General features: G+C 59.2%; 21 protein-coding genes and 1 other annotated feature (1 of these 22 cut by a window edge). Of the genes, 7 read left to right on the top strand and 14 right to left on the bottom strand.

What is annotated here, in order from left to right:
* Positions 1–243 precede the first annotated feature (243 nt).
* Positions 244–4044, top strand: a complete 3801-nt coding sequence (locus H6650_10430) for a PAS domain S-box protein (protein MCB8952418.1) — start codon at positions 244–246, stop codon at positions 4042–4044.
* 52 nt (positions 4045–4096) lie between these two features.
* Here H6650_10430 and H6650_10425 read toward each other — a convergent pair whose 3' ends face one another.
* From H6650_10425 to H6650_10380, 10 genes are all read right to left on the bottom strand, one after another.
* Entirely contained in the window at positions 4097–4567 is a 471-nt protein-coding gene (locus tag H6650_10425) for a nuclear transport factor 2 family protein (protein ID MCB8952417.1), read from the bottom strand.
* An 18-nt stretch (positions 4568–4585) separates the two neighbouring features.
* Positions 4586–5500, bottom strand: a complete 915-nt coding sequence (locus H6650_10420; GenBank protein MCB8952416.1) for a restriction endonuclease — start codon at positions 5498–5500, stop codon at positions 4586–4588.
* Positions 5501–5530: 30 nt separating this feature from the next.
* Entirely contained in the window at positions 5531–6427 is an 897-nt protein-coding gene (locus H6650_10415) for an alpha/beta hydrolase (GenBank protein MCB8952415.1), read from the bottom strand.
* Between the two features lie 11 nt (positions 6428–6438).
* The gene (locus H6650_10410; GenBank protein ID MCB8952414.1) at positions 6439–6858 is read right to left on the bottom strand and encodes a redoxin domain-containing protein; all 420 of its coding nucleotides are present in this window, start codon (positions 6856–6858) and stop codon (positions 6439–6441) included.
* Positions 6859–7041: 183 nt separating this feature from the next.
* Positions 7042–8394: a membrane dipeptidase gene (locus tag H6650_10405; protein ID MCB8952413.1), complete on the bottom strand. Its 1353-nt coding sequence runs from the start codon at positions 8392–8394 to the stop codon at positions 7042–7044.
* Positions 8391–9179 carry an SDR family oxidoreductase gene (locus H6650_10400; protein MCB8952412.1) on the bottom strand — a complete coding sequence of 263 codons (789 nt, stop codon included), beginning with the start codon at positions 9177–9179 and terminating at the stop codon, positions 8391–8393. The genes H6650_10405 and H6650_10400 overlap by 4 nt, the downstream gene beginning before the upstream one ends.
* Positions 9180–9184: 5 nt before the next feature.
* Positions 9185–10060 (bottom strand): deoxyribonuclease IV, encoded by an 876-nt coding sequence (locus H6650_10395; GenBank protein MCB8952411.1) that lies wholly within the window; start codon positions 10058–10060, stop codon positions 9185–9187.
* Between the two features lie 67 nt (positions 10061–10127).
* On the bottom strand, positions 10128–10808 hold the full coding sequence (locus H6650_10390; protein ID MCB8952410.1) for a hypothetical protein: 681 nt from the start codon (positions 10806–10808) through the stop codon (positions 10128–10130).
* Between the two features lie 286 nt (positions 10809–11094).
* Positions 11095–11319: a hypothetical protein gene (locus H6650_10385; protein MCB8952409.1), complete on the bottom strand. Its 225-nt coding sequence runs from the start codon at positions 11317–11319 to the stop codon at positions 11095–11097.
* A 98-nt stretch (positions 11320–11417) separates the two neighbouring features.
* Positions 11418–12212 (bottom strand): LysM peptidoglycan-binding domain-containing protein, encoded by a 795-nt coding sequence (locus H6650_10380; GenBank protein ID MCB8952408.1) that lies wholly within the window; start codon positions 12210–12212, stop codon positions 11418–11420.
* Between the two features lie 291 nt (positions 12213–12503).
* Here H6650_10380 and H6650_10375 point away from each other — a divergent pair, with 291 nt between their 5' ends.
* From H6650_10375 to H6650_10355, 5 genes are all read left to right on the top strand, one after another.
* On the top strand, positions 12504–13937 hold the full coding sequence (locus H6650_10375; GenBank protein MCB8952407.1) for a glycogen synthase: 1434 nt from the start codon (positions 12504–12506) through the stop codon (positions 13935–13937).
* A 165-nt stretch (positions 13938–14102) separates the two neighbouring features.
* Positions 14103–16274, top strand: coding sequence for a DUF1926 domain-containing protein (locus H6650_10370; protein ID MCB8952406.1), 2172 nt, complete (start codon positions 14103–14105; stop codon positions 16272–16274).
* Positions 16275–16380: 106 nt separating this feature from the next.
* The gene (locus H6650_10365; protein ID MCB8952405.1) at positions 16381–17004 is read left to right on the top strand and encodes a class I SAM-dependent methyltransferase; all 624 of its coding nucleotides are present in this window, start codon (positions 16381–16383) and stop codon (positions 17002–17004) included.
* Between the two features lie 307 nt (positions 17005–17311).
* Positions 17312–17623, top strand: coding sequence for a nucleotidyltransferase family protein (locus H6650_10360; GenBank protein MCB8952404.1), 312 nt, complete (start codon positions 17312–17314; stop codon positions 17621–17623).
* A complete protein-coding gene (locus H6650_10355; protein MCB8952403.1) occupies positions 17624–17881 on the top strand; it encodes a DUF86 domain-containing protein in 258 nt (85 codons plus the stop codon). It abuts the gene before it with no gap.
* 438 nt (positions 17882–18319) lie between these two features.
* On the opposite strand, the gene H6650_10350 is transcribed toward H6650_10355, so the two are convergent.
* On the bottom strand, positions 18320–19654 hold the full coding sequence (locus H6650_10350) for an MFS transporter (protein MCB8952402.1): 1335 nt from the start codon (positions 19652–19654) through the stop codon (positions 18320–18322).
* 72 nt (positions 19655–19726) lie between these two features.
* Positions 19727–20467 carry a 1-acyl-sn-glycerol-3-phosphate acyltransferase gene (locus H6650_10345; protein ID MCB8952401.1) on the bottom strand — a complete coding sequence of 247 codons (741 nt, stop codon included), beginning with the start codon at positions 20465–20467 and terminating at the stop codon, positions 19727–19729.
* Between the two features lie 139 nt (positions 20468–20606).
* Here H6650_10345 and H6650_10340 point away from each other — a divergent pair, with 139 nt between their 5' ends.
* Positions 20607–23684, top strand: coding sequence for an SUMF1/EgtB/PvdO family nonheme iron enzyme (locus tag H6650_10340; protein MCB8952400.1), 3078 nt, complete (start codon positions 20607–20609; stop codon positions 23682–23684).
* A 1450-nt stretch (positions 23685–25134) separates the two neighbouring features.
* On the opposite strand, the gene H6650_10335 is transcribed toward H6650_10340, so the two are convergent.
* A complete protein-coding gene (locus H6650_10335; protein MCB8952399.1) occupies positions 25135–26265 on the bottom strand; it encodes a hypothetical protein in 1131 nt (376 codons plus the stop codon).
* A 49-nt stretch (positions 26266–26314) separates the two neighbouring features.
* Positions 26315–26659 (bottom strand): hypothetical protein, encoded by a 345-nt coding sequence (locus H6650_10330; GenBank protein ID MCB8952398.1) that lies wholly within the window; start codon positions 26657–26659, stop codon positions 26315–26317.
* Between the two features lie 115 nt (positions 26660–26774).
* Positions 26775–26946, top strand: a binding site (T-box leader) (it continues 93 nt past the right edge of the window).

Genomic DNA, 26946 nt, shown 5'->3' with positions numbered 1-26946 from the left:
GCTGAATGAAAAAGAAAACCGGCGCGTATTGTCGCTCCGCCGCGCTTAATCGGCAACCTGGCACGACAACGAGTAGAATTGGGACTATATGCCCGGCTGATAGCCAGTTAGTATCATTGCCTCTCTCTGTGACTCTAGTAGTATTAGGGTTGAGATTCGGACTGAAGTCGTTTCCCTGAGTGCCATCGATTCTCAAGTTGTTCCTGTCTTCCCCGGGTTCTCCCCCATTGTGGAGTTAAGCGCATGGTTTCCGAGCCTTTTGAACCTGAATGGACTGTGGATGACGTGGCGAAGTCCAGCTTGGCGCCGCGGGATGCCGGCACGAATGCTGAACTTGGCGCGGCGCTGGATAACATCGTCTATCACAGTCTTTCCTTCCTGACCCCCATTCTGGCGCTTCTGTTTGGCCTCTACGCTCTCGCCTATTCACTGATTTATCCTCCCCCGGTGGGAATGTGGGTGGCGCAGGCAAATGCCGGCATTGTCCTCTTCTGCCTACTGGTATCTCTCCTGCTGCGGCGAGAATGGCTGCCGCGCTCCCGGATACACGCCCTGGCCGCGTTGGTGGCCACCGCTATCATGGTCACCAGTTGGTTGCAAGTGGTATGGCAGCAAAACGCGCAAGCCAGCGTCAACCTGTTGCTGGTGATTCTGGCCGTTGGATTCGTTTTTGTCTCCACGCACTGGCTGCTTCTCCTCGACCTGATCGTCCTGACCGGCTGGTACTTGTTGGTCCGTCGCGTTCCCGACCCCGCATGGCTGTCCCTGCATTTTTCCTTGGGCATCGCTCTGGCGCTGTCCACAATTGTGCATATGGTGCGGCTGCGCACACTGCGACGGGCCGTCTTATTAGGGCTGCAAAACGCGCGACAGCGCCAGGACCTGACGCAGGCTTATGCCCAGGTGCGGCAACAACTGCGGCAGCAGCAGAAGACCGAGGAGGCTTTGCGCAAGAGCGAGATAATTTATCGCTCGCTGTTTGAGAAAACACAGGCGGTGAAGCTGCTGATTGACCCGGAGACGGGCGCGCTGGTTGACGCCAATCCCGCCGCTTGCGATTTTTACGGTTACACGCGGGATGATCTGCTGCAAATGCACATCACCGACATCAACACGCTGCCGCCGGAGCAGGTGCGAGAAGAAATGGTGCGCGCGAAGGCCGAGGAGCGGGCCTATTTTCTCTTTTTGCATCGGCTGGCCTCCGGGGAGGTGCGCAACGTGGAGGTGTATTCCAGTCCCATTACAATGGCGGAGCGCACATTGCTATTTTCCATCGTACACGATATTTCCGATCGCGTGCAGGCGGAGGCACAGGTGCGCTATCAGGCGGTGGTGCTGCAAAACGTGTCTGATGCGGTCATTTCCACGGACTTGCATTACGTTGTGCAGAGCTGGAATCGTGCGGCGCGGGAGATTTATGGCTGGCGGGAGGAGGAGGTGATTGGGCGTTCGCTGCCCAGACTGCTGCGCACGGCGTATATTGGCATGACGCCGGAAATGGTGGAGGCGCAATTCCTACAAGACGGTTTCTGGCAGGGGGAGATCGTTCAGCAGCGCAAGGATGGGCAGCGGGTACACATTCAGGCGTTGCTGCGGTATGTTTGGGATGATGCCGGCATACCTGTCGCCATCGTCGCCACCAATCGAGACATATCCATCCAGAAACGGACGGAGCGCCTGCTGCAAACCCGCTTGAAAATGCAGCTCTTTATCGCTCGTCTCTCCACGGAGTTCATCAACTGCCCCACGAACGAAATCGACGCCAAAATTCAAGAGGCCCTCGCGGAAACCTGTCGCTTCGCCGACGTTGATCAGGCCGCCATTCACCTGCTGGTCGAGGATACCGACGACACCTTTGCCCTGGCCTATGAATGGAGCAGTCCCGATCTGTCCAAGCCCCAATCCATGTCACAATTGCAGTGTTTGCGCTTGAAAATGCATCTCTCCCGCACCGGACACATCTACCTGCCCAGTGTGAACTCGCTTCCTGCTCATGCCGTAGCCGAGCGCAAGACGATACTGGAATCAGGCGCCAAATCAGCCATCGCCTTTTCCCTCACGGCTACGGGGGATTTCCTGGGGTATTTTACGCTGGTTTCCTATTCACACGAAAATGCCTGGGACCACGACTTGTTTGATCTGTTTCGCCTCATCGCGGACATTCTCACCAGCGCCCTGGCGCGAAAGTCGTCCGACGAGGCTCTGCACGAAAGCAATATGCGTTTCCGCCAACTGGTGGAGACGACGCGGGTTGTGCCCTTTGAAGCGCGCTTCGGTACGTCTCAATTCACCTACGTGGGACCGCAGGCGGTGGACCTGCTGGGCTATCCGCAGGCAGAATGGTATCAACCTGATTTTTGGGTTAGTCATCTCCACTCCGCCGACAGGCACAAGGCGGTCTCCTATTACCAGCAGGCGGCGGACGAAAAGCTGCATTACGAACTGGAATATCGCATGATTGCCGCCGATGGGCGCGTGGTCTGGATTCATCACGTCGTCAGCGTAGAGAAAGAGCGCGGTCAAGGATTGTCGCATGGTTTTCTCGTCGATATTTCGCAGCGGCGGCGGATCGAAGCCTCCTATCAAATGCTATTAGAACAGTCTCTGCAAGGCCTGGTCGTCTACCAGGGGCGACGATTTGTCTTCGTGAACCCCGCGGCGGCCAAAATCATTGGCTACAGCGTGGAAGAAATGCTCGCCCTTTCTCCCCCAGAAATCGACAATCTGGTTCCCACCTCCCAGCAACCCCTTTATGAGCGCATTCGCCACCAACTGGCGCGGACATCGCAACCTTCGCACCACGAACTCCAGGCCGTGCGGAAAGATGGCACGCTGGTCTGGTTGCACATCTTTCCTAACGTCATTGAGTATCAGGATCAGCCTGCCGTGCAGGTGGTGGTGATTGATGTCAGCGAGCGCAAGCGTACGGAAGAGGCGCTACGGCAGGCGCAGAAGTTGGAAAGCCTGGGCGTGTTGGCCGGCGGGATTGCACACGATTTTAACAATCTCCTGGTAGCCATGATGGGACAGACGGCTCTGGCACGCGCCCGTTTGCCGGAAGGCAGCCCTGCCTTCCCCCATATCCAAAAGGCCGTGACCGCCGCCGAACGGGCAGCCGACCTGACACGGCAACTGCTGGCTTATTCCGGCCAGGGCAAGTTCCAGGTTGTCCCCGTGAATTTGAACACGCTCATTCAGGAGAATTTGCACTTGCTGGCCGTGGCCGTGCCCCGTGGCGTGGAGATGTGTCCCCGGTTCGCGGAATCGTTACCCATGATTTTGGCGGATAAGGGGCAGATGCAGCAGGTGGTGATGAACCTGATTATTAACGCGGCGGAGGCGATTGGCGACGAACCGGGGAGGGTGGAAGTGGCGACGGGTGTGCAGACGATTGGGGCTAATCAAGTGGAGGTGTGGCAGTTTACGGGGGAACCGCTGGCGGCGGGGCGCTATGTGTGTTTGCGCGTGTCCGATAATGGTTGTGGTATGGAGCGGGAGACGATTTCGCGTATTTTCGATCCGTTTTTTACGACGAAATTCGCGGGGCGGGGGTTAGGATTGGCGGCCGTCCTGGGGATTGTGCGCGGGCATCATGGTGGGTTGCAAGTCGAGAGTAAACCGGGCAAGGGCACGATATTTTCGTTATTTTTCCCTCCCATTGAGCAGGAGGCGGTGGCTCCGCCTTACCGCGAAAAATCGGTGCTGGTGATTGATGCGGATGTGTCGGTGCGCCAGGCGATCAGCGATATTCTGGCGTTGGAGGATTGGAGAGTGCTGGAGGCGGAGAGTGGAGATGCCGGCATTGCCCACTACCGCGACAACTGGCAAGACATCGCCCTTATTTTTCTTGATCAGGCCCTTCCTGGCAGCCACAGTATCTCCGCGGCAATGCGCGACATCAATCCCGCCCTCACCCTCGTGCTTTGCTCCACCTACGGCCAACGCCAGGCCATGCGCGCATTTGCGGGCGTGGCCATAGACGGCTATCTGCAAAAACCCTTCCGCGCGCGCCAACTCCTGGAGATCGTGAACCGGTTCGGGTGATAGGGGTTTGCGGGTGGCGGGTTTGCCGGTTTGCGAGTGAGCTTGCCTCTCGCTACTCACCTCTCGCTTGCAGGAAGCGGTCAAGGTTGCGGTTGGCGGTGGATTGTACTTTGTTGCGCAAGATGGGGGACCAGCCGAGGAGCAAGCCCGTTGTCCCCAGCGCCTGACGGCTCCAGCGCCAGAAGCTGAAACTGTCCACGTGGCGCACAATTTGCCCGTTCTCGAATTGGAAGCGGGCTTCAATAACGTTATGCACCGCGCGGCCCGTGGTGGAGAAGGTGTACCACGCTTCCCAATGGGCGCGGCCCTGTTGCTCGTCCGCCTGCACGTTGGCGAACGTGACGCGCAAATCCTGGCCGCTTTCGCAAAGCATGTGCCACATGCCGCCCGCGCGCGGGCCGTGCAGGTCAAAGACGGGGTCGGTGAAGTGGATTTGGGGGGCGTAGTGGGCGATCATGCCGGCATAATCCCGCCGCCCAAAACAAGTGTAAAAATCGGTGATGGCCTTTTCATTGAAGTGCATTGATTTTGTCCCTTGAAATTACTCTTCAGTGAAGTAATCCGAGTCAACGCGCTTCAATTCATATGAAGCTATGCTCGTTACCCCAATGTTGAAATCAATCATCAACTGCGCCAACGTGTCGCCATCAATCAAGACAATTTTGCTGTCGATAATTGACGTATATTCACGGGCCGAAGAAGTGAAGTCAGAAGTTGTGATAAAAATGCCCTTCCGGGCACGTTGTCCCTGTAAAGCACCGGCGAATTTTTGTATTTCCGGTCTGCCAACTGTATTGTTGTTATCCCATCGTTTTGCTTGAATATAGACAATATCCAACCCAAGCCTATCTTCCTTGATGATTCCATCAATACCGCCATCGCCGCTCTTGCCAATGGCCGCGCCTGCGTCCCTTCGAGTGCCCCCATAGCCCATTTTCAGGAGGAGGTCGATAACCAATCGCTCGAAAAAAGCGGGTGAACAGCTTTTGATCGTTTGTAGCAACTCGACCACAAGCCCACTCCGAACTCTCTGATAAGCAGCCTCGATTTCTTCCTCAGGCGTGTGCATTTCGCTTTCAGAATCCTCTGAATTTTGCTCGTACTTCGTCTTTTGAGGTTGTTGGAATGCCACAAATTCGGCGAACTGTTTCAAAAAGGCGTTATTGATGGCTGTTGGCTTTTGCGCCAAGACCTGGTGTCCACGATCACTGATCTGAAAATGACCACGCCGCGTAGCAATCAGCAGCCCGGCTTTCTTAAGATAGGTACGTGCCCACCCAACGCGATTATCAAAAGTAGCTTGTTGACCACTCGGCAACAATTCCTTTCTTTCATCATCCGTTAGTTGATACGTTTCGGCCAAAGCATCAATCGCCTCGCGTAGAGAGTGTTCTTGATCGTCAGCCGCGAACTTTAAGAGAGGAAGCATGATTGTCTGATAACCTGGTATTGTCATGATATTGCTTTACTCCAACTATGGTAACTACTAAGCCAGATTGGACCAATTTGCTCTGGTGAAAATCGCCATTGAGCGCGTGAAATTGGTCCAATCTCCAGAGAGCAAGAAGCGCAGAGGAATCTCCACCCGCGCCTGCCAGGCCGTTTCCGAATGGTCCGCGCCGGAGAACTTGCGCGTGAGCCAATCCTCGCCGAACTGGTAGCCCATCCGCCGCAGCCGCGCGTCCATCTGCTGCTGAAACGGCTCATAATTGGCGTCCAGCCCCTCCGTGCCATAGTCAAAATACAGCCGATGCTGACCGGGCGCGGGCACGGCGGCGGCCATTTGCGTCACCAGAGCCGCGCCGCCGGCGGGCCAATGGGTGGAAAGACAACCCGCGCCGCCGAAAATTCGGGGGTACTCGCTGAGGGCATAGAGGGAGACGAGACCGCCCATGCTGGAACCCATGATGAAGGTATGCGGTTGACCGGGGCGGGTGCGGTAGGCGGCGTCAATAAAGGGCTTCACTTCCGTGACGAGGAAGCGGAGATAAGCGTCTGATTGCGGCGGGCCGCCGTTTTGGGCGATGAAGGGGGCCAGCAGAGCGGCTGCTGCCTGTTCCACCGGTTTTTGTGGCATGTAGTCGCGCCAGCGTGTGTCGCTGTGCCAGACGCCCACGACAATGGCTCCGGCGATCACGCCCGCCTGCGTCAGGCGTGTGACCGCCTCATCCACGCCCCAATCAACGCCGGTGTTGGCAATCGTGGGGTCGAACAGGTTTTTTCCGTCGTGCATGTAGATGACGGGCAAGCGGGCGTCGTTCGTCGGCGCGTAGTTTGGCGGTAGCCAGACATCCACATGCCGCGCGGCCACGAATTGGGAGGCAAAGTCTGGGTAGCGGTGGATAACGCCGCCGTCATCCGCCAGGATGATGGTTTGGTACATAGGTGGTTCAGCTACCTTCCCGCAAGCTCCGAGCTTCCGGGAAGATTCCTTTGGAGGACCGCTAAAATCCGGGCCATGGAGGGGCGGTCCGTGGGGTCGCGGCTGGGGTGCGACAGTTGGACGATGCCGCGCGCGTCAATAATGAAATCGCCGCCTAGCTGGTGCGGATCGCCGCGTTTGCCGAATGTTTCCCGCCGTTGCAGCACGGCTTTGGAATAGTACCACAAGTTGGCCGGACTCCAGGAGCGAAAAACGGAGGCTTCCAGACCGTAGGCGCGGTAGGCCGCGCGCTCCGGGTCCACCAGGAAGGGGAAGGGGGATTGCGTTTCTTGCAGCCAGACGTGGGCCCAGTAGGGCGTGCCAAAAGAGATGGTGACGACATCGGTGTTCGTTGCTTGAATTTGCGCGTGGTGGGACACAACCTGTGCCACATGGTCTCGGCACGGCAGTCAGGCCAGGTGGCGCAGGAAGATGAGCAGCAAGGAGCGATTGTTGCTCCAGTAGGAGGCGAGGGGGGCCGGGTGGCCATCCAGCAAGGAAAGGGTGATGTTGGGGGCGGGTTGCCCGGGGCGTAGTCGAGGCATGAGGTTAGCTTCCAGGAAGGTGATGCGATGTTAGTGATTGAAGCTGCGTTGGAGCAGATTGAGCCAGTTGCCGCCCATAATGCCGGCAACATCCCCCTCCCGATACCCTTTTTGCCGCAGCGCCGCCGCCAGATTGGGCAGGTCCGCCGCCGAATCCAGACCCGTGGGAATATCCCCCGCGCCAAAGCCGCCATCCATGTCGCTGCCAATGCCCACATGCGCTGCGTCTCCCAAAACCTGGCAGATGTGGTCAATATGCGCCACCACATGATCCAGCGTCACCTGCGCCTTGGGGTCTCCCTTCCGGTAGCCGGCGCGCAGGAACACGTTGTACAACACCACCCCCATCAGGCCATCCCGCTCGCCAATGAGCCGAATCTGTTGATCGCTGAGCTGGCGCGGACCGGGAACCAGGGCGCGGGCGTTGCAGTGGGTCGCTACGACGGTTCCCTGGTAGCGGTCCAACGCTTCCAGGCTGGCGATTTCGCTGAGGTGGGTGATGTCCAGCAGCAGCCCATAGTCAGCCATCATCTCCATCAGGCGATACCCATCCGGCGTAATGCCGCCCTGATCGCGCCACGCACCCGCCGCGTAGCGCGTATCATCCCAGGCGAGGCCAATGCTGCGCACGCCGCGCGCAATCCACTGCTCCAGTTCCTCCGGTTCGCGGATGGGGTCTGCTCCTTCCATTGCCGGCACAATGCCTAGCAGCGGCGTCTGGCCCGGTTGGTGGCTGGCGACCACTTCTTGCAGCGCCGCCCGGTCCGTGACCAGGCGCACCGCTTCGATTTCGTCCGCCAGGCGGTGATAGTAATCCAACTGCGCCATGCCTTTGCGGTGGGCGTCGCGCCCATCTTCATAGGTGGTCGGCTCGTGGTAGACAAACTTCATGGGGGACTTCAGGGGCATGACGAAGATGCTGGCGAGGGCCAGCCCCACGCCACCCTGTATCAGGTCGGGCAGGGAGATGGTGGCGATACCATTGGGGGAGGGGGCATCCGCTTCTTGCTGCCGCAGTTCGGCCACGGTGTGGCGGAAGTCGCGGTTGAACTTGAGGCTGTTGTAGGCGATGTCCAGGTGTCCATCGACGATGAAGAGGGGGGCATCACCGGGCGCGTGTCGGGCCAGCGCGGATACTTCGGCGCGCAGTTGCTCGCGCAAGGCGGGGGGTAGTTCGTTCCAGGGGGCGTTGATGATGGCGCCCTGGAGGGCGTAGACGAGGTTGAGGCTGACGTTGTAGCCCAGGTCCTGGAGTTGGCGGTAGGCGGCGACGGGGCCGACGGCCTCCAGTTGGGAGAGGTTGTGGATGCCGATGGCGTGGAGCCAGCGTTCGGTTTGCTGGCCGATGTTGCGCAGATCGGAGAGGCGGGTGCTGTTGCTCATGGAACCAATCCTTGAAGTCCTTTGACGATGAGGCCGGAGACGCGGGCGTTGAGGCGACGGGGGAGGAAGCGGGGGAGGAAGACGAGGAGGCGGTTGGCGCTGCCGGGGATGATGAGGTGGGTCTGGCCGAGGTTGTTCAGGGTTTCGCGGACGACGGCGGCGGGTTCCATGGGGAGGAGGGGGCCAATGCCGGCATTTTCATGAAACTCCGTGCGCGTATGACCGGGGGCAACCACCAGGACGTCCACGCCGTGCCGCCGCATCTCCGCCGCCATCCCTTCACCGAGGAAGAGATTGTAGGCTTTTGTGCCGGCATAATTCGTCCAGTTCGGCGTCGGCACAAACCCCACAATCGACGACATAAACACAATCCCCCCGCGTCCCCGCTCCCGCATCAAGCCCCCATACGCATGGCTCAAAATCAGCGGCGCGCGGCAGTTCAGGTGCAGCATCTCAATCTGTCGTTCCAACGGCAGTTCCGTCAGCGCACCCGTCAGGCTGAACCCCGCATTATTCACCAGCAGGTTAACCTCCAGCCCCTCGGTCGCCCGCGCCAGCGTCGGCCAGAAATCCTCCCGCGACAGGTCCAGCCCCACCGCCACCGCCTCCACGCCATGCGCCTCCTGTAGCGCATATCCCAAATCGTAGAGCCGCTCCTTGCGCCGCGCCACCAGCACCAGATTCAGGCCATGCGCCGCCAACTGGCGCGCAAACTCCGCCCCCAACCCCGCCGACGCCCCCGTCACCAGCGCCCACGGCCCGTATCTGTCCACCAGGGATGTCATAGCGACTAATCCGAGAGCGTGATAAGTCCGCGCAGCGTAGCCAGGTTCACCTGATTCATGTCAATCTCCCGCCCTTCCTCATCCTTCTCCGTGGGCTTCGTTTCCAGGTGCGCGGCATGGTTGGCCCAGCGCGGATCGTTGACGAAATTGGCGAAGCCGGCAAGACCAATCTGCCCCTGGCCGATATGCGCGTGCCGGTCTTTGTTCTCGCCCAGCCCATGCTGGCTGTCGTTGAAATGGAAGCACCGGATTTGCTCCAGGCCAATGGCGTGGTCAAACGCCGTCATCGTTTGCGCGTAGGTTTCCGGGGTGCGGATGTCGTAGCCGGCGGCAAAAACGTGGCAAGTGTCGAAGCAGACGCCCAGGCGCGGATGCGGGCCGCTTTCCGCCAGCAGGTAAGCCAACTGCGCAAAGCTCGCACCCAAATTGGTTCCCTGCCCGGCCATTGTCTCCAGGCAGATGGTGGTCTGGCACTGTTCCGTCTCTTGCAGCAGCCGCGTCAGCGCCCGCGCGATGGCGTCCAGCCCGGATTGCTCGTCACCGTTGACGAAAGAGCCGGGATGGAAGGTGAGGAACGACAGGCCAAACGCATCCGCCCGCTCCACCTCGTCCTTGAGCGCCTGATACGATTTTTCCCACAGGGCCGGGTCCGGGGAGGCCACGTTGATCAGGTAGCTGGCGTGGACGGCCACGGGGTCGATGTGGCTGTACGTGGCTTGCGCCTCCCGGAAAGCGGCGACGTCCGCCTCCGTGATCGGTTTCGCCTTCCACTGGCGGTTGCTTTTGGTGAAGATGAGCATGGTATCGCAGCCGGCCTCATCGCCGCGGGCAAACGCCCTGTACGCGCCCCCTGCCGTACTCATGTGTGCGCCTAATCGCATGAAGAACTCCTCTTGTCTTGTCAAAAGCCCGATTTTTGTCAAAAATCGGGCTTTGCTGGCTACGGGATTATTCGGATTCCGGTAGCAACGCAGCCTCTAACGCCTCAATGCGCGCTTCCATATCCAGCATTGTTTGCTGCATCGCTTCCACTTCTCGCGTCGCGCCGCAGCGGAAGATGTTGCCGTTGTTGGTGATGCACAATAGGCCGCCGAAACCAGAGCCATCTGGGGCCGAATTTGGGAGTCCGCTAACGGCCAACCGGGAAAGCGGGTTTGTGGTGCCGATGCCCACATTGCCTGCCGGTTTAATGGAAAAGACGTCGGCCCCATTGCCAAACTGATAGCTAAAAATCCGCAGATCGCCCTGGGTTTGGTTGTAGATGTTCCAATGGCTCGTACCCCCTTCGCGCAGAATGAGACCGGCTGGTTGGCCCGCGGCCGCATCGGCAACGTATTGAGCTGACCCGCTGAGAGGGGGACCGCTGCTTTGGAGCAGCAGGCGCACATCTGAGGCGCTATTCAACACATGGAGATTGGCGGTGGGGCTTGATGTGCCAACGCCAAAATTGGTCCCATCGCTGTACAGGTTGGTGGCGATGCCAATGCCCTGTCCAGGCGTGTAGATGAGGGCAAATCCTCCCGCTCCGTTGATTTTTTCGGCGAAAGATTGAGCAAATGTGGTTGTCAAGGCCACAAGGAGCAACACCATTGCCCCGAATACGCCAACTAAAATACGCCAATGCTTCATCGGTTTTTCCTCCTTATGAAAAGACCTCGTCGGGCGGCTTTCTAACGCGCCTGTAACTACTAACGCTCTCTGGAGATTGGACCAATTTCACGCTTTCAATGGCGATTTTCACCAGAGCAAATTGGTCCAATCTGGCTTAGTAGTTACACGCGCCTGAAAAAAGTTGACAGTTGGCGGTATTGGCAACACCGCCTGCTCGCGGATGACACAAGACTCCGCGCAATCCTGATTGTCGATTCGGAAAAAACCCGATTCTGTCAAAAATCGGGTTTTTTGGGCCGTGCGGTTAATAGTCGTACTCTTCGGGCATTTCGCTGCCGAAGTAGCCGATATGACGGTCGCCGGAGATGGTATAGACGCCATCACCCGCGATGCGCCAGATGGGCTTGCCTCCCAGGTCTAGCACGAATTTCCCTTCGATGCGTCCGGTCGGCTCGCCTTCGAGGGTGTACAGGGTGTTTCCGCGTAAATAAGCGAATGCTTCGCCCCGGGGATCGATAAGTGCACGCATGACAACCTCCATTGCTCACAGTGGCAGGTGCGACGCGCTTGCCCCGCAATGTCGATTACAGGTGCGTCGCACCTTTGGGGTTTCTGCTTCAACTACTTTCAGGGGGCCGGAATGGTGTATTCCGCTTGCAGGACGCCTGCCGGGTTGCGCAGGGTTATGGTGTCACCAATGTGCCAGATTGCTTGTTCCAGCCCCCAATACAGGTCGGTGGAATTGTCTTGTCCTGCTTCGGTGTGGACGCTGATGCCGGCATTTAACTCATCACTGCCGCCAAAAAGCGTGACCTGATCAAACGTATAAACGCGCCCCACCGGATCGGAGAGCGTCCAGCCCTGTAGCGCCACCGTCTGGCTGCCGCTGTTGCGAATAAAAACGGCCTCATCCGTGAGACTGCCCACACCAATCACGGCCACGATCTCCACGTTAACGTCTCCCTGCACAAACGCCGCCGTGACCGTGGGCAGCGCGGCCTGGGTAGGCGCGGCGGTGGGCGGCGGGGCCGTGGGCGTCGTCAGGCCGCCGACGGGGATGATCAGCGACTGACCCGCGTTGATGACGTTCGGGTTGTCCAGACCATTGGCGGCCATGATGTCCGCCACGGGTACGTCGAATTCGGTGGCGATTTTGCCCAGCGTGTCGCCGGACTGCACGACGTAGACGGGTGGGCCTTCATTGGTTTCCGGCGCGGGGGTGGCTTCTTCCGGTGGTGCGTTGTTGACTTCCGCCGGCAATGCCGGCACAAAAACCGTGGTCGCGGCGGCGGCGGGCGTGCTGGCGGCTGCCGGTTCCACCGCCGGGTGTCTCTGCTCCCACCAGAACAGGATCGCCAGGATCACGGCGGCGGAAACAATGACGTTGATCAGGATAAAGGGCAACATGCGACGTAATGACATAGGAATCTCCACTTAGATTGTACACGATTCAGCCCTGGCGTGAAAAGGCGTGGCAGTCGTTGCCGGTTGCCGGTTGTCGGCAGGTAGTTGATGTTGGTTTTTGGTCGCGGATCGGGCACAATTGGGTTTATCATAGCGAACCATTGAGTTCACTGAAAAAACCGGGTTTTTCGAGTGTCCGGCCGAAATTACCAGAGTGGTTCATGTGTAAAAACCCGGTTTTTGGCCTTTTTTCAGTAGAGTCAACCATTTGGTCTCGCGCAGTTTGCTCTTGCCGTAAAAGAAGGTGCCATGATGGATCGTTCACTGAAGATTTTGTTTCTTAGCGCGGAGGTGGCTCCGTTTGCCAAAACGGGGGGATTGGGAGACGTGGCCGGGGCGCTGCCCAAGGCGTTGCGGAAGATGGGGCATGATGTGCGGGTGGTGATGCCGGCATACGCCAAAATCGAAGCAGGTTATCCCGGCGTCCAGGGCACGGACATCATCCTGGATGTGCCCACCGGCAGCGGTTCCGTGCGCGCCGGCGTCTTCGAGAGCGTCCTCCCCGGCAGCGACGTGCCCGTCTACTTCATCGCCGAACGCAACCTCTACAATCGGCCCAACATCTACGGCTACTGGGACGACCCCTACCGCTTCGCCTTTTTCAGCCGCGCCGCCCTCGACCTGGCCGCCGTCCTCGGTTGGCGGCCCGACGTGTTGCACGCCCACGACTGGCACGCTGCCCCGGCCATCACCTGGCTGGCAACCTCCGGGCAGGTCTACGAATTCTTCCGCGGCATCCCTTCCCTCTTCACCATCCATAACCTGGCGCACCAGGGCCTCACCAGTTGGAACATCTTCGACTACCTGGGCATCCAGACCCACTCCCTGCTCGAGGAGCGTTATGGCGAAGTCAACTTCATGGCGCGCGGCATCTTCCACGCCACCATGATCAACACCGTCAGCCCCTCCTACGCGCGCGAGATCATGACGCCCGACGGGGGGGCGCACTTGGATGGCCTGCTGCGTCACCGCCAGCAAGATTTGCACGGCATCCTCAACGGCATCGACACGGATGTGTGGGACCCGGCCACGGACGATCGCATCAAGTTCCATTACGACGCGCAAAATCTGGCGGCGAAAGCGCAAAACAAGCGCGCTTTGCAGCAGTTCATGGGGCTGCCGCAGCGGGACGATGTGCCGCTGCTGGCGATGGTCTCCCGCCTCGACTTCCAGAAGGGGTTGGATATTTTAGGGCACGCGCTGCATTTGCTGCTCAACGGCATGGCGGGCGAAGCGCAGTTCGTGGTTTTGGGCACGGGCGCGGCGGAATATGAGGATATGTTCCGTAATCTGGCGCATTATCACAAAGAACACATGACGGCGGTGTTGGCGTATAATGCGGGGTTGGCGCCTCAGATTTATGCCGGCAGCGACATGTTCCTCATGCCCTCTCGTTTTGAACCGTGCGGCCTGGGGCAGATGATCGCCATGCGCTACGGCAGCGTCCCCGTCGTGCGCGCCACCGGCGGCCTGGTGGACACCGTCAGCGAAGGGCACACCGGCTTCCTCTTCTACCCCATGGACAGCTACGCCCTGTGGCACGCCATGCAGCGGGCCATGTACGTCTACTACCGCGACAAAGAGAGCTGGGGATATATCCAGGCCAACGGCATGAACACCGACTTTTCCTGGGACCGCTTCGCTCGCAGCTACCAGCAGCTATTCGAGTGGCTGGCTAAATAACGGCCAACTGCTCTGACACGTCGTAGACTCAGACTGGAGTTTGGCGAATTCCATATAGGATGATCGGAGTCGAGGCTTTAGCCGGGTCAACTCCCCTATGTGGACCGGTTGAAGCCTCCACGCCAAAAACGCCAGAGTCCAGTCTCATATTAAACGGAGAACGCCATGACAAAACTTTACCTGGCTCTGGCCTTGCACAATCACCAACCCGTCGGCAACTTCGATTGGGTATTTGAAGAGGCCTACCAAAAAGCCTATTTGCCCATGCTGGAGGCGCTGGAACGGCATCCGGGCGTGCGCCTGGCGGTGCATAATACCGGGCCGCTGTTGGATTGGCTGTTGCAAGCCCACCCGGAATACGTGGCGCGGCTGGCGGCGCTGGCGGCGGCGGGGCAGGTGGAGATGATGACGGGTGGTTACTATGAGCCGATCCTGGTGTCGCTGCCGGACAATGATAAGCATAACCAGTTGCGCAAGTTGACGGACGCGGTGCAGGAGCATTTTGGTTACGAGGCGACGGGGGCGTGGCTGGCGGAGCGGGTGTGGGAACCCCACCTGCCGAAGCCGCTGCATGAGGCGGGGGTGCAGTTTATTATTGTGGACGATACGCATTTGCGATATGCCGGCAAAACCGACGACGAAATGTTCGGCTACTACGTCACCGAGGAGCAGGGGCATCCCCTGAAAGTGTTCGCCAGCGCCAAACACCTGCGCTACACCGTTCCCTGGTCGCCCGTGTCGGAGGTGATCACCTGGCTGCGCCACGTCGCCGACAGCGACATCTTGCCCGACCTCTACCGCAACAGCGCCAGAGTTGCCGTGATGGGTGACGACGGGGAGAAGTTTGGCCTCTGGCCGGGCACGTATGCCCACTGCTGGACCAATGGGTGGGTCGATGATTTCTTTGCCGCCCTGGAGGAAAACGGCGACTGGTTGGAGACGATTCCGCCGGGGGAGTTTGCCGCGACCCGGTCGGCGCTGGGGGCGGTGTACATGACGGCGGCTTCGTATGATGAGATGACGGAATGGGCGCTGCCGGCGGAGATGAGTGCCGGCATCACCCGCGTCAAACACGAACTCCAGGCAGCCGGACGGGACGACATCCTCCGCTTCCTCAAGGGCGGCCTCTGGCGCGGCTTCATGGCAAAATACGCCGAAGTCAACCAGATGCACAAAAAAGCCCTCTGGGTCAGCCACAAAGTCAACGCCATGCCCCCAGGCAAAGCGAAAGAACGCGCCCTGGAAGCCCTCTGGGCCGCCCAGTGCAACTGCGGCTACTGGCACGGCCTTTTTGGCGGCATCTACCTCTTCCACATCCGCGGCATCAACTACCGCAACCTGATCACCGCCGAAACCCTGGCGGACAAGGAAGCCTACGGCTCCGGCTGGGTCCACTGGGTGAAAACGGACTTCAACCGGGATGGCGCGGACGAACTCATCCTCACCAACGAACGCCAATGGCTTTGCTTCGATCTGCTCCACGGCGGCGCGCTCGTCGAATGGGACTGGCGCGACGCGCCCTACAACTTGCTCAACACCATTTCCCGCTACCCCGAATGGTATCATGACGAAATCCGCGCCGCCGCCGCCGAAGGCCGCATCCACCTCAAACCGGCCAATGGCGAAGCGCTCACCAACGTGCATGAGCGCGGCGTGCTGGTGAAGGAACTGGGGCTGGAGCGAAAACTGTTCTACGATGGGTATCGGCGTGGCGCACTGCAAGACCATTTCCTCCCGCCGGATGCCGCTTTGCCTGATTTTGCCGCCGCGCGTGCCCGCGAATGGGGCGACTACCTCCAGAATCCCTACGCCGTGGACGTACAAGGGGACGCCGACGGTCTCACGGCTGTGCTGACTCGCCAGGGGCGCGTGAACAATATCCCGGTCGCCCTGCGCAAAGCGGTGCGCCTGGAGGTGGATGGTCACACCCTGCGCGTGCGCTATCACCTGCGCAACGAGGGCGACGGGCCGCTGCACTGTCGCTTCGGCGTGGAAAACAACTGGGGTCTGGAAGGGGGGCAGGATCCGCTCACCTATTTCCTGGGATTGGAAGACGAGGCAGGCGCGCGCCGCTATCCGGGCCAATCGGGAACGGCCAGCGACATCACCGCCTTCTCCCTCGTCAGCGACATTATTACCGTGCGCAGCCGCGTGGACCTTAGTCTGTCGCTGCCGGCATCCGTCTGGTTCTTCCCATTTGAGAGCGTCACCAACTCCGAGGCCGGCTATGAGGCCAATTACCAGGGAACCAGCATCCTCACCCACTGGCCCCTTTCCCTGGCTCCCGGCGAGGCCTGGGAGGTCGAACTTCGTTTCACTTTGGGTGTAGCGGAGTGACCTCTTTCGTACCGGATTGCCCGTTTTCCTGGCCGTGAGACGTTAATGACCATCCGTCAATTACCTTTCGCCAGAAGTTCAACTTCTGCGCAGGAGTTGAACTTCTATGTTTGATGACCACGTGAAGCGGAATTTGCAACTGTATTATGACCAGACGGCGGCGGAGCGGGACGGGCGGGGGATTGCGGACTGGAAGGCGGCGGAAAGGGGGCGTTTTCTGGCGCTGTTGCGGGCGGAGGGAATGCGGCGGCTCTTGGAGATTGGCGCGGGACCGGGCCGGGATGGGTTGTTTTTTCAGCGGCAGGGGCTGGAGGTGGTTTGTACGGATTTGTCGGCGGAGATGGTGGCGTTATGCCGGCATAAAAACCTCACCGCGCACATCATGGACTTCTACCACCTCGACTTTCCCCCCGCCACCTTCGACGCCGTCTACGCCCTCAACTGCCTGCTGCACGTCCCCAAAGCGGACCTGCCCCAGGTTTTAGCGCAGATACAGCGCGTCCTGCGACCCGGCGGCCTCTTTTTCTTCGGCGCCTATGGTGGCAAGGAACACGAAGGCGTCTGGCCTGACGATCCGCGCGAACCGCGACGGTACTTCTCCTTCTACCTCGACGCGCAAATCCAGCAGGCCGTCAGCCCCTTTTTCGACCTCGTTTCCTTCCGCGCCATCCAACTGGAAGACGTAGAGGACCACCACTTCCAGTCCATGATCTGGCGTCTCCCTTCGTGATTGACCCGTCTTCTGAAAACGACTACAATCAAACTGGCATTTGCCCGAACATGGGGGAGCGAGGTTGCCTTTTACTGTAAAGGAGCGTGAGCAGTGCGGCAATCAGTCAGAGGTGTCATAGGCCAGGATGGAAAATTGAGAATTCCGGGGAAAATAGATTGACTGGAGTGTGGCGAAATCCACATATGGTGACCAGAGTCGCGGCTTTAGCCGCATCAAACGCCATATGTGGGTCGGCTGAAGCCGCCACGCCAAAAACGCCAGTGTCCAGTTGGTCACTGCGTCAGATTACGAGTCAGGTGTCGGGATGACTGTGCATACGAAAGAGGACGTCTTTTCCCTTATTCAAGAATACTGTCTCACCCTTCAAGGGTTAGGCGTAAGAAGATTGGGCCTGTTTGGTTCATTTGTTTGTGAAAAACAGACCGGTGATAGCGATGTAGATATACTGGTGGAGTTTGAGCGCGGACGTAAGACGTTTGACAACTTTATCAACGTTGCGTTTCTGCTAGAGAAGATATTTGGGCGACGAGTGGAACTGGTTACACCGGAGTCCCTCAGTCCCTACATCGGTCCCCGGATTATGGATGAAGTGGAGTATGTCCCGTTCGGCGATTGAATACTTGCAGCATATCCTTGTAGTATCGAAATCATTGGTGAAGCGACAAAACAGGCTCCAGACGATCTGAAACAGAAGTATGGTCATTTGGCCTGGCGAGCGATGGCCGGCATGCGTGATCGGTTGGTACATGGCTACTTCGGCGTAGATTACGACATTGTGTGGGACGTTGTGGTGAATAAAGTGCCGGCATTACACCAAGAGATCAAACAGATCATTGAAGCCGAAAGCGCTCCTGGTTCATTTGATTCTGACTGAGTGCCGGGAACCTGAGGAGCGGAGATCAAACTGGCGCTGCAATTCGCGTTTTATTTCAGCGCCAGTCCTAACGTGGACAAGCCACAACCCAAAAGGTTCCGCGTCAAAGATCACACGGATTTGTAACTATTCACGTCTCCGAAAGATTGGACCAATTTTGTAGACATTAATAGGATTTAACCAGAGCAAATTGGTCCAATCTGGGCAGATGACCTGTATAGTCACACGGATTTTTTCTTTTATCCGCGAAATCTGCGCAATCTTGAGTTCACTGAAAAAACCGGGTTTTTCGAGTGCCCGGCCAAAATTACCAGAGTGGTTCATGTGTAAAAACCCGGTTTTTGGCCTTTTTTCAGTCCTGCCAGAAGTTCAACTTCTTCAGAGAAGTTGAACTTCTAAATGTTTAGGCGGTTGATTCTGATTGAGGGCAGAGAGCTGCTAATCCGCGCCAGCCAACACCGTCTCCCGCGCCGCCCGAATTCCTCGCGCCTCATTCACCGTGAGCAGCAGCAGCAATCCCACCACCAAAAATCCGGCAATGGATAGAATCGCCGTGCGCTGGCCGATTTGCTCCGCCACGGCAGCCACAACGCCGCGCGCTTCCTCGTTCGCGGCCACGGCAGCGGCCAGCAAGCCATAAATCGTGGGGCCAATAAAAGAAGACGTGCGTCCCGCCACGGCAAACAAGCCGAAGAATTCGGCGCTGTGTCCCGGCGGGCTGAGCTGCCCCACCAACGTGCGGCTCACCGACTGCACCCCCGTCAGCGCAAAACCGGCCAGCGCGCCGATCAGATAGAAGCCCACAATGGAGTCGTTAAAATACATCCAGACCACCGCGCCGATCATCAACAGCAGCGAGATAATCAGGGCGCTTTTGCTGTTCCAGCGGTCCGTGGCCAGGCCAAAGACATAAGCGCCGATGACGCTGGTGATCTGCACCATGATGATGAAGATAATCAACTGCTCCTGGGTCATGCCGTAGAGGACCACGCCGATGATGGCCGCGAAGTCCAGCGCCATGATGATGCCGTCGTTGAAGATGATGAAGGCGGCCATGAATTTCAGGAATTCGCCGAAGTTGCGCGCCTTGCGTAGCGTGCGCCACAGGCGGCGGAAACCCAGCGTGAGGTAATTGTCGCCCGGCGGTAGCGGCTGCGGTTCGGCGCGTTCGCGCAGCCAGAGGAAGATGGGGATGGCGGAGAGGGCAAAAAAGACGGCGGTGATCACCAGAGAGAGCCGCACGATGAAGGGGCCTTTGATGAGGACGATGAGGGGGAGCACAATCAGCAGGCAAAGGATGCCGCCGGCGGAGCCGATGGCCCAGCCATTGCCGGAGATGCGCCCGATATTTTCCGGCGTGGTGATCTCTGGCAGCAGCCCATTGTAGAAAACTTGCGAACTGCGGTAGCCAATTTCCGCCAGGATGAAGAACGTCATGCCCATCACCACGTCCCCTTGTTGCACAAAGAAAAGCAGGGCGGTGAAGATGACGCAGAGCATGGTGTAAAAAAAGAGGAGCCGTTTTTTAGCGGCGGAGTAGTCGGCGATGGCGCCCAATATGGGCGAAGTGACGGCAACGCAGAGCATGGCAATGCCTACGGCGATGCCCCACAGCCGCGTGCCCTCCGCGCCACCGACAACCTGCTCCTTGAAGTAAGCGGAAAAGATAGCCAACAGCACGACGGCGGCATAAGCGGAGTTGCCGAAATCGTAGAGATACCAGGCCCAGTATTCACGGCGCGTCACCTGGGGAGGCGTATGGGATGCGTGCATGGTCCACTCCTGATGGGTATGGGTGTATGTGGTTGATGGATGAAGCAGGTGCGGCGGCAGCGCGCCGCGAGGTCAAAGGTCCGCGTCGTTGTCCCACGGGTAAACCGCGGCGGCGGCGGCGGCGGCCCGCTGCGTCGGGTCACTGGCATAGACGCCGTGCTGCGCGGGCGGAAGAAGAGCGGCAATACGCCGCATGATCTCGTGGCCGACTTCTTCCAGTTCCTCTCGCCGGGCGCGCCCGCGGGTGGTGACGTGGAAGGGGCCAAATGGCCGGCCGATGCGAATGGTCACGCGCGCCCGTTTGCCACGCCCCAGGCGGGGGAAAACGTCGTTGAGGCCGGTGATGCCCATGGGGAGAAGGCGGGCGTTTGTCTGGCTGGCGAGGAAGGCCGTGCCGGGGCGGGCGGGGCGCAGAACGGTGGCCCAACTGCCCGCTTCTGGGAAAATACCGAGGATGCCGCCATGGGCGAGGATGGTGGTGGCGTGGCGCAGGGCGTCGCGCGAGGCTTTGCCGCGATGGACGGGCAGAATGCCCCACATTTTGGGGATGATGGTGACGGCGGCGGGGGCGTTGGGCATTTGCGCGCCGCCGATGAATTCGGTGGTCCAGGGGACGCAGGTGACGACGGCGACGGGGTCGGCGTAGTGGAAGTGGTTGGCAACGAGGAGGAGGGGACCGGAGGATGGCATATTTTCCTCCCCAATTACCTCAAAACGAGCAAGCGTCCGCAGGGTCAGCCGTGCAAGCCTCTGCAGCACAACCCGCGTCACGCGCCGCCGCGGATAAGCAAAAGGGAGAGCGTCAACTGGCATAAAACGAGTTTATCTTGCCCGCCAGCAAGCGTCAACTTTCGATGCCCGATCTCTACCGTTCCCCGTCTGGTTTCTGGTATCATTGCCCGACTAATGGCTCGATAACAAACCAGGGGTAGAAAAGATGAATTTGCCCGGCTTGCCTGACCTGCTTACGCAGCATTTTGATGCCCACGAACTGCGGCAACTTTGCCTAGACCTCGCCATCGCCTGCGCGGACCTGCCCGGCGACGCCCCCATCCGCCAGGCTCAGTGGTTGGTTGCGCAATGCCTGGACCACGGTCGTTTGCCCGCTCTCGGCGCTCGTTGCCGTGCACGACGTCCGCGGGTGGAATGGCCCGACCTGGATCACGCGGCCGCGGAACTGGCCGCCATGCGGCAAACGACGAACGCGTTGGTCGAGACGGTCAAGGATGAAACGTTACGGGCGGCCATGTTGGCCCCATTGCAGGAGAAAGAGGCTGGTTTGCTCGCTTACCTGCTGGGCAGCGGCGCTGTGGCCCAGGGAGAAGGAGCGAAAGCGATAGGGGCAGGGGCGGTGGATGCCGGCAACGCGCACACAGGCGGCTCCATTGTCACGGGCAAAGCGAAAGTCGGGGGAGATTTCACGGGCGGGGATAGATTTGACATCCACGCCGGACCGGGAGCCACGGTCGTCATTGGCCCAGAAACCGCCGCGCCGCCTCCGTTTGACCGCACCACGGTCCTCGGCCGTTACCTGGACCACACCGTTGCCCATACCCGCTACCTGCATTTGCAGGGCGTTAGCGCCGGCGGCAAGCTGGTGCACATTGAATTGGAGCGCATCTATGTCACCTTGCGCGCCACGCAGCAGCGGCTGGTTTCCGCGACCGAACGGGCGGCGGCGGAGGGGCGCTGGCTGGCGGCCGAGACGCAACGGGCCCCTGGCGAACGGCGGCGCGGCGGCGGCGACGAAACCGTCATGGAGACCAGGATTGTCAGCGTCAACGAGGCGCTCGCCGCCCACCGGCGGCTGGTGGTGTTGGGCGACCCCGGCAGCGGCAAGACCACGCTGCTGCGTTACCTGGCGCTGCTTTACGCCCGCGCTTTCCAGGAACAGCCGGACGGGATTCGCGCCAAACTCGGGCTGGACGAAGCGGGGCTGCTGCCTATCCTCCTTCCCCTGCGGCAGGTGGGCGGCTTCCTCAAAAACCACGCCGAGGAGAGCGTCGAAGGGCACAAGCTGCTGCTGGACTTCCTCCAGCGTTACCTGCAGCAGGAGCGCATTGACGTCCCCCTGCGCTTCTTTGATCCTTACTTGACCGGTGGCCAGGCGGTCGTTTTGCTGGATGGGCTGGACGAAGTGCCGGGGGCTGACCTGCGCCGCCGCGTGGCCCGCCTGGTGGAAGCGTTTACCCGCGCCTATCCGGACTGCCGTTACGTCGTCGCCAGCCGCATTGTCGGCTACGAGGGGGCGGCGCGATTGGGCGAGGCGTATGCGGCGACCACCGTACAGGATTTCACCCTGTCGGACGTAGCGCATTTCCTCCGTTATTGGCACCAACTGGTTTACGCCGGCCAGATGGGGTCGGGCGAGCCGGCGGTGCACGCGGCGGCGCGGCAGACGGAGGACCTCATGGCCGCCATTCGCGGCAATGAGCGCATCCGCGAACTGGCGATTAACCCGCTGCTGTTGACCGTCATTGCCCTGGTGCATCAGGAGCGGGTGAAGCTGCCCGACCGCCGCGCCGAACTCTACGCCGAGGCGGTGGCCGTGCTGCTGGGCAAATGGGACGAGGCGCGCGGCGTCGTCCCCGAGCAGCCCATCCTGCCCGACCGTCCCTTTGACGTCACTGACCGCCGCCTGCTGCTGCAAAATGTGGCCCTGCAAATGCACGAGCAAGAGCAAAAGGAAATGGAGGCGGAGGCCTTGCGCGATCTGCTGCGGCAGCTTTTCCGCCCCCTGGTAGCCGACGATGACCGGGCGGACAGGGCCGTTACCCGCTTTTTGCGCCTGATAGAGGCGCGCACCGGCCTGCTGGTGGCCCGGGGAGGCGGGGTGTATGCCTTTTCCCACCTCACCTTTCAGGAGTACCTGGCGGCGCTGGCGGTGGCGGGGCGGGATGATTACGTGGCCTACACTCTGGCGCGCAGCGGCGAGACGTGGTGGCGGGAGGTGATTTTGCTACAGGCGGGTCACTTGAGCTTGCAGAGCCAGGAGCGTACCAACCGCCTGATAGCGGCCATTGCCAACCGCAAGATAGAGCCGGTACGCTACCACAATCTGGTGCTGGCTGCCGAATGTTTGCGCGACGTAGGCGCGGGGCGGGTAGACCAGGACGTTGCCGAGGACGTTTCGCGACGGCTGCGCGCTGACCTGGAAGCGCCTCTGCCGCAAAATCGTTGGGCGCGCTTGTTCAAGAAGGAGGAGCAGTTGACCAAAGAGTGGGTTGAACAGCGCAGCGCGGCCATGAACGCCCTGGTGCGCGCCGGGGCGGGCTACTGGCGGCCGCCTTATGGCGAACCGGAGTGGGTGGAAATACCCGCCGGGGCGTTTACGATGGGCAGCGATAAGGGGAATTCTGCTGAACAACCCGTTCACGCCCTTTCCCTGCCCGCTTACGCCATTGCCCGCGTTCCCGTAACCAATGCGCAGTATTTGCTCTTTGTCACGGCGACGGGGTATTCCGCCCCTCCTCATTGGCGGGAGAATCGGCCGCCTAAGGGACTGGAAAGCCATCCGGTGGTCAATGTGAGTTGGGATGACGCCATGGCTTACTGCCGCTGGCTGCGGGAGGTGACGGGCAAGCCGATTACGCTGCCCAGCGAGGCGGAATGGGAGAAGGCGGCGCGCGGCAGCCAGGATGCGTGGGAATACCCCTGGGGAGACGCCTTTGACCGCCTGCGCTGCAACGGCAAGGAATTAGGGTTGGGGACGACCACGCCCGTGGGCATTTTCCCGGACGGGGCCAGCCCGTATGGGGTGTTAGACATGAGCGGCAACGTGTGGGAATGGACGCGCACCATTTGGGGCGATTGGGACGGTAAAGATTTTCAGTCTGTCTTTCGGTATCCCTATGAACCGGAGGACGGTCGCGAAGACATGCGCCAAAAGGATGAACGGGTGAGGTTTTTGCGGGGTGGCGCCTGGTGGAACGACGCTCCGGCGCTGCGTTGCGCGGCTCGCAGCGGGGACAACCCGGACTTCAGGTACGACTACTTCGGTTTTCGGGTGTGCGTGTCCGTGCGCCCGTAATGGGCTCTTATCACAGTGAGGCAGAAACCTCACTTCCTGCGGAAATGGAAGTTGCACAGCGTCTAACCTGGCGTTGAAAGACAAAGGGGACAACAGCATGACGTAAAAAAGGGAGACAGATGTTCGTCAGTAACAGATGGGTTCCCTCAAGTGCAATCTCGACAAGGTGAAAGCTGGATTGCCTGAAGCCTAAGGTTAAGCGGCATAACCCACCAACGGGTAGGCAAGCTGGAGCCACTACTTCCTGGATAGGTGCTAGCGACGAGCGCTTATATCCGCCCAGGAGACGCAACCCAAGTATTCAAGGCTAATGACCTGAAAGGGCCACCAAATCGAGAGCATCTGGATAAGAGACTAAACGGGGATTGCTCAGTGTGACGCCAGGGAACTGGCTGGCGGCAGCAGAGCCTGAAAATCAGGACGGGCAACGGAGTCGGCGTAGTCAGCGGCAGGGGAGAACGACCTGCCTACGGAGCGCGGGAAAGAAGCTGCGTGCAACAGGCGAAGGCCGACAGGGAAACCAATTGCAGGATATGAGAGGAGCATTAAAAGTGCAAGACCCAAACATATTGCTGGCAACACTACAAAATGGCGCAAAAGCCAGAAGCAAAGTTTTGGCCGTGTTCCAGAAGCTCTACAACCCAGAGCCATGGCTAGCAGCTAATGGCGTATGAGCAGATAGCGTCTCGTCCGGAGCAACATGACAAAAGGCGTGAATGGGAGAAAACCGATTGACGGTACGGGAATGAACGGATAACGAGGATGATAGCATCGCGAAACGTCCCGGTACAAACCCCAACCCGTCCTGTCGCCGCTACATCCCGAAAGGTGCGACGACGCGCCAGGGATACCCAGTGCGGAAGATAAGCATTCCAAACCGTCGTCAAACTCATCTTGGAAGCCATATATGAACCCCTTCACGGAAACATCACATGGATACAGGCCAGGAAGAAGTTGGTCACAGCATTGGAACAGGTCAAGAAATGGATGGGGTCAGGTGGTGGATAGAAAGAGGGTGAAGGTTGTTGCGACGTGACAACATGAGGCGATACCTTTAGGTGACAACAACATGATGGGCTATTAGCCAAACCTATCGCACCATGGGACAAAACGATTCCATCTCCCAATGACTGACGCATATTATCCACGCCTGGAAAGGGCGAAGGTATGTGGCGCGTAATAGGGGATTCCAACTGGCAAACGACTTTGACTAACTATGCACCATCTGGGAATTGCCACTGAGAATACGTCATACCCTTACAGCCAAATTGGATGCATGGCGCAGTCAGCTGGAACCGATTCTCAGAACTCCCGATTCTGTCCATTCTCCACATCTCTGATTGGCCCAATCTTCCTGACAGCATGAGGATATACGTGAACGAAACTGACCTCCATACAACTGGCGGAAACGCTCAACTCTGATCAGAAGGGTGCGTTCAAAAGTTGTGGGCTAGTATCGGTGACGCAGGGGCCACTTGTTGTTGCGCCAGGGATGAGCGAGTTTGGCCGTACTCGATGAAGCATTGACGGTGTCGTTGTCAGGTAGTTCTCCCCAATCGACCTGTACAGACGCAAAAGTGAGCGGGGGCGGCGATGGGTGGCGTGGCAGGTGTCGAGGCTGGAGACGCTGTTGGCGCTGAGAAATAAGACGCTGCTGGCAAATAGCGCGCCACCCCGTCTGCCACCGCTGATTACAAATCAAGTTGCGCAAGGCCAGCATGGGGTTGAGACTGGTCTCGGCCCAGCGCATGCCCGCCTGTTTCATACGTCGCTGCATGACCACCTTGTTGCCACTCTCCCCAATGCCGGAACCAATCGGCAGTTGTTGCCGTCGGAAATGGGGGTAATCAATCATGGGCAGACGGGTTTGCAGGTATTGAATGGCTTGCGCTATCTCTTGATTTTCGCCGTCAGGGTCGTGTTGGGTCTGCAATAGGCGCAAGTCGGCAATCGTCCGCTGGGGTGGTTTCTTTCCTAATTGTTTGCTGGCTGCGGCATACCAGGATTTGAAGGACTCGCTGTCCTCTCCGTAAACGGCTTTCCCGACAGCCGCCACATAGGACTGCGCATGGGCGAAGTCAATCACGCGCACCGCATCTGGGCAATGATAATCGATGAAGGATTGAATCCACCGCGCCCCGTCATTGACCGCGGCTACCCGCTGCGCATTCTCCCCCCCTCGTTGCTGCCATTCATACAGCGCATGGTGGCTGAAAGATTCCGATGCCTCTACCCGCGAGAAATAGCTCAACTTGTCCGTTTTCACCACGATTTTCCCCTTTTCTGCGTGCCAATGACTGGCAAACTCCCCGAAAGTAGCCGTTTTCACTTCGCGCCACTCGCCACTGGTCAGTTGCACAAAGGCCCCGTCAGCACACAACACCAATTGTGCCGGTGTGGCCGTGGCCGGCGGCGCTTCCCTTTCTAGCCGTTCCACCTCGGCGAGCATCAACTGTTCGGCCACCTGCCCATGCCGCAAGGTGACATCACGGACCGCACCGCGAGAAACGGTGATACCCCACATCAGTTTGAGTTCCTCCTGGGCTTCGCCATAGGGAAGTCGGCTCCCCAACCGTGTCATTGCCTCCTGCACCTGCGGGGTGAAATGTCCACTGACTAATCCCAGCGCCTCATCCAGGGGGAAAAAGCGTCATCCCGCAAGCTGGACAACGCATTTGTTCCCGGTTGAGTTCAATCACCTGGTCCTCTTTGCTGCGCAAGCGCCGTTTTTTCTTTCCATTTGGTTTCATGACCTCCTGACATGCCGGGCAAAGCGGTTTGCTCATGTCCGGCTCTTGGCAGGACATCTCCCCAAGCAGGTCTTCGACGAGTTGTTGACGCAATTGTGCCAATTCAGCGTCGACAGCCTCTTCGATTTCGGTGAGTGTGTACTGGCGTTGCTGCCGCCACCACACGTGGATATTGGTTTCCAATTCTGCAAATTTATCGTGCCAAGATTGTTCATTCGTGTTCATACTGACTATTTTGCTCGCTTCTCCATTCTTACACAACTTTTGAACGCACCCAACCTGAAATTGGGTATTGCTCTCCCTTTCCCCATCCGCTATACTACTTGCCAAACTTGAACAAGCAAAAACGATGACTGGGAGGAGTAAGCGGCTCCCCTGATGACAGAGATTGCCTCTCTAAAACAGAGAGCGAGGGTCACCGGCTGAGAGCCTTCGCACTTCAGACGCCGCCGAACGTCGCCCAGGAGTTGACAGGCCGAAGGGCATTTTGCCTGCGTAAGCCTCGTTCGGGT

The sequence above is a fragment of the Ardenticatenales bacterium genome, from assembly GCA_020634515.1.
Taxonomy (GTDB): Bacteria; Chloroflexota; Anaerolineae; order Promineifilales; family Promineifilaceae; genus JAGVTM01.
Note: the sequence above shows the minus strand (reverse complement) of the source record. Positions and strands in the feature narration are given on the sequence as shown.

Coding starts and splice junctions, on each gene's coding strand:
- H6650_10390 (MCB8952410.1), bottom strand. CDS start 10,808: ATGAAGCATTGGCGTATTTTAGTTGGCGTATTCGGGGCAATGGTGTTG.
- H6650_10420 (MCB8952416.1), bottom strand. CDS start 5,500: ATGACAATACCAGGTTATCAGACAATCATGCTTCCTCTCTTAAAGTTC.
- H6650_10405 (MCB8952413.1), bottom strand. CDS start 8,394: ATGAGCAACAGCACCCGCCTCTCCGATCTGCGCAACATCGGCCAGCAA.
- H6650_10395 (MCB8952411.1), bottom strand. CDS start 10,060: ATGCGATTAGGCGCACACATGAGTACGGCAGGGGGCGCGTACAGGGCG.
- H6650_10370 (MCB8952406.1), top strand. CDS start 14,103: ATGACAAAACTTTACCTGGCTCTGGCCTTGCACAATCACCAACCCGTC.
- H6650_10375 (MCB8952407.1), top strand. CDS start 12,504: ATGATGGATCGTTCACTGAAGATTTTGTTTCTTAGCGCGGAGGTGGCT.
- H6650_10330 (MCB8952398.1), bottom strand. CDS start 26,659: ATGAACACGAATGAACAATCTTGGCACGATAAATTTGCAGAATTGGAA.
- H6650_10360 (MCB8952404.1), top strand. CDS start 17,312: ATGACTGTGCATACGAAAGAGGACGTCTTTTCCCTTATTCAAGAATAC.
- H6650_10425 (MCB8952417.1), bottom strand. CDS start 4,567: ATGCACTTCAATGAAAAGGCCATCACCGATTTTTACACTTGTTTTGGG.
- H6650_10385 (MCB8952409.1), bottom strand. CDS start 11,319: ATGCGTGCACTTATCGATCCCCGGGGCGAAGCATTCGCTTATTTACGC.
- H6650_10345 (MCB8952401.1), bottom strand. CDS start 20,467: ATGCCAGTTGACGCTCTCCCTTTTGCTTATCCGCGGCGGCGCGTGACG.
- H6650_10365 (MCB8952405.1), top strand. CDS start 16,381: ATGTTTGATGACCACGTGAAGCGGAATTTGCAACTGTATTATGACCAG.
- H6650_10350 (MCB8952402.1), bottom strand. CDS start 19,654: ATGCACGCATCCCATACGCCTCCCCAGGTGACGCGCCGTGAATACTGG.
- H6650_10400 (MCB8952412.1), bottom strand. CDS start 9,179: ATGACATCCCTGGTGGACAGATACGGGCCGTGGGCGCTGGTGACGGGG.
- H6650_10415 (MCB8952415.1), bottom strand. CDS start 6,427: ATGTACCAAACCATCATCCTGGCGGATGACGGCGGCGTTATCCACCGC.
- H6650_10335 (MCB8952399.1), bottom strand. CDS start 26,265: ATGACACGGTTGGGGAGCCGACTTCCCTATGGCGAAGCCCAGGAGGAA.
- H6650_10380 (MCB8952408.1), bottom strand. CDS start 12,212: ATGTCATTACGTCGCATGTTGCCCTTTATCCTGATCAACGTCATTGTT.
- H6650_10430 (MCB8952418.1), top strand. CDS start 244: ATGGTTTCCGAGCCTTTTGAACCTGAATGGACTGTGGATGACGTGGCG.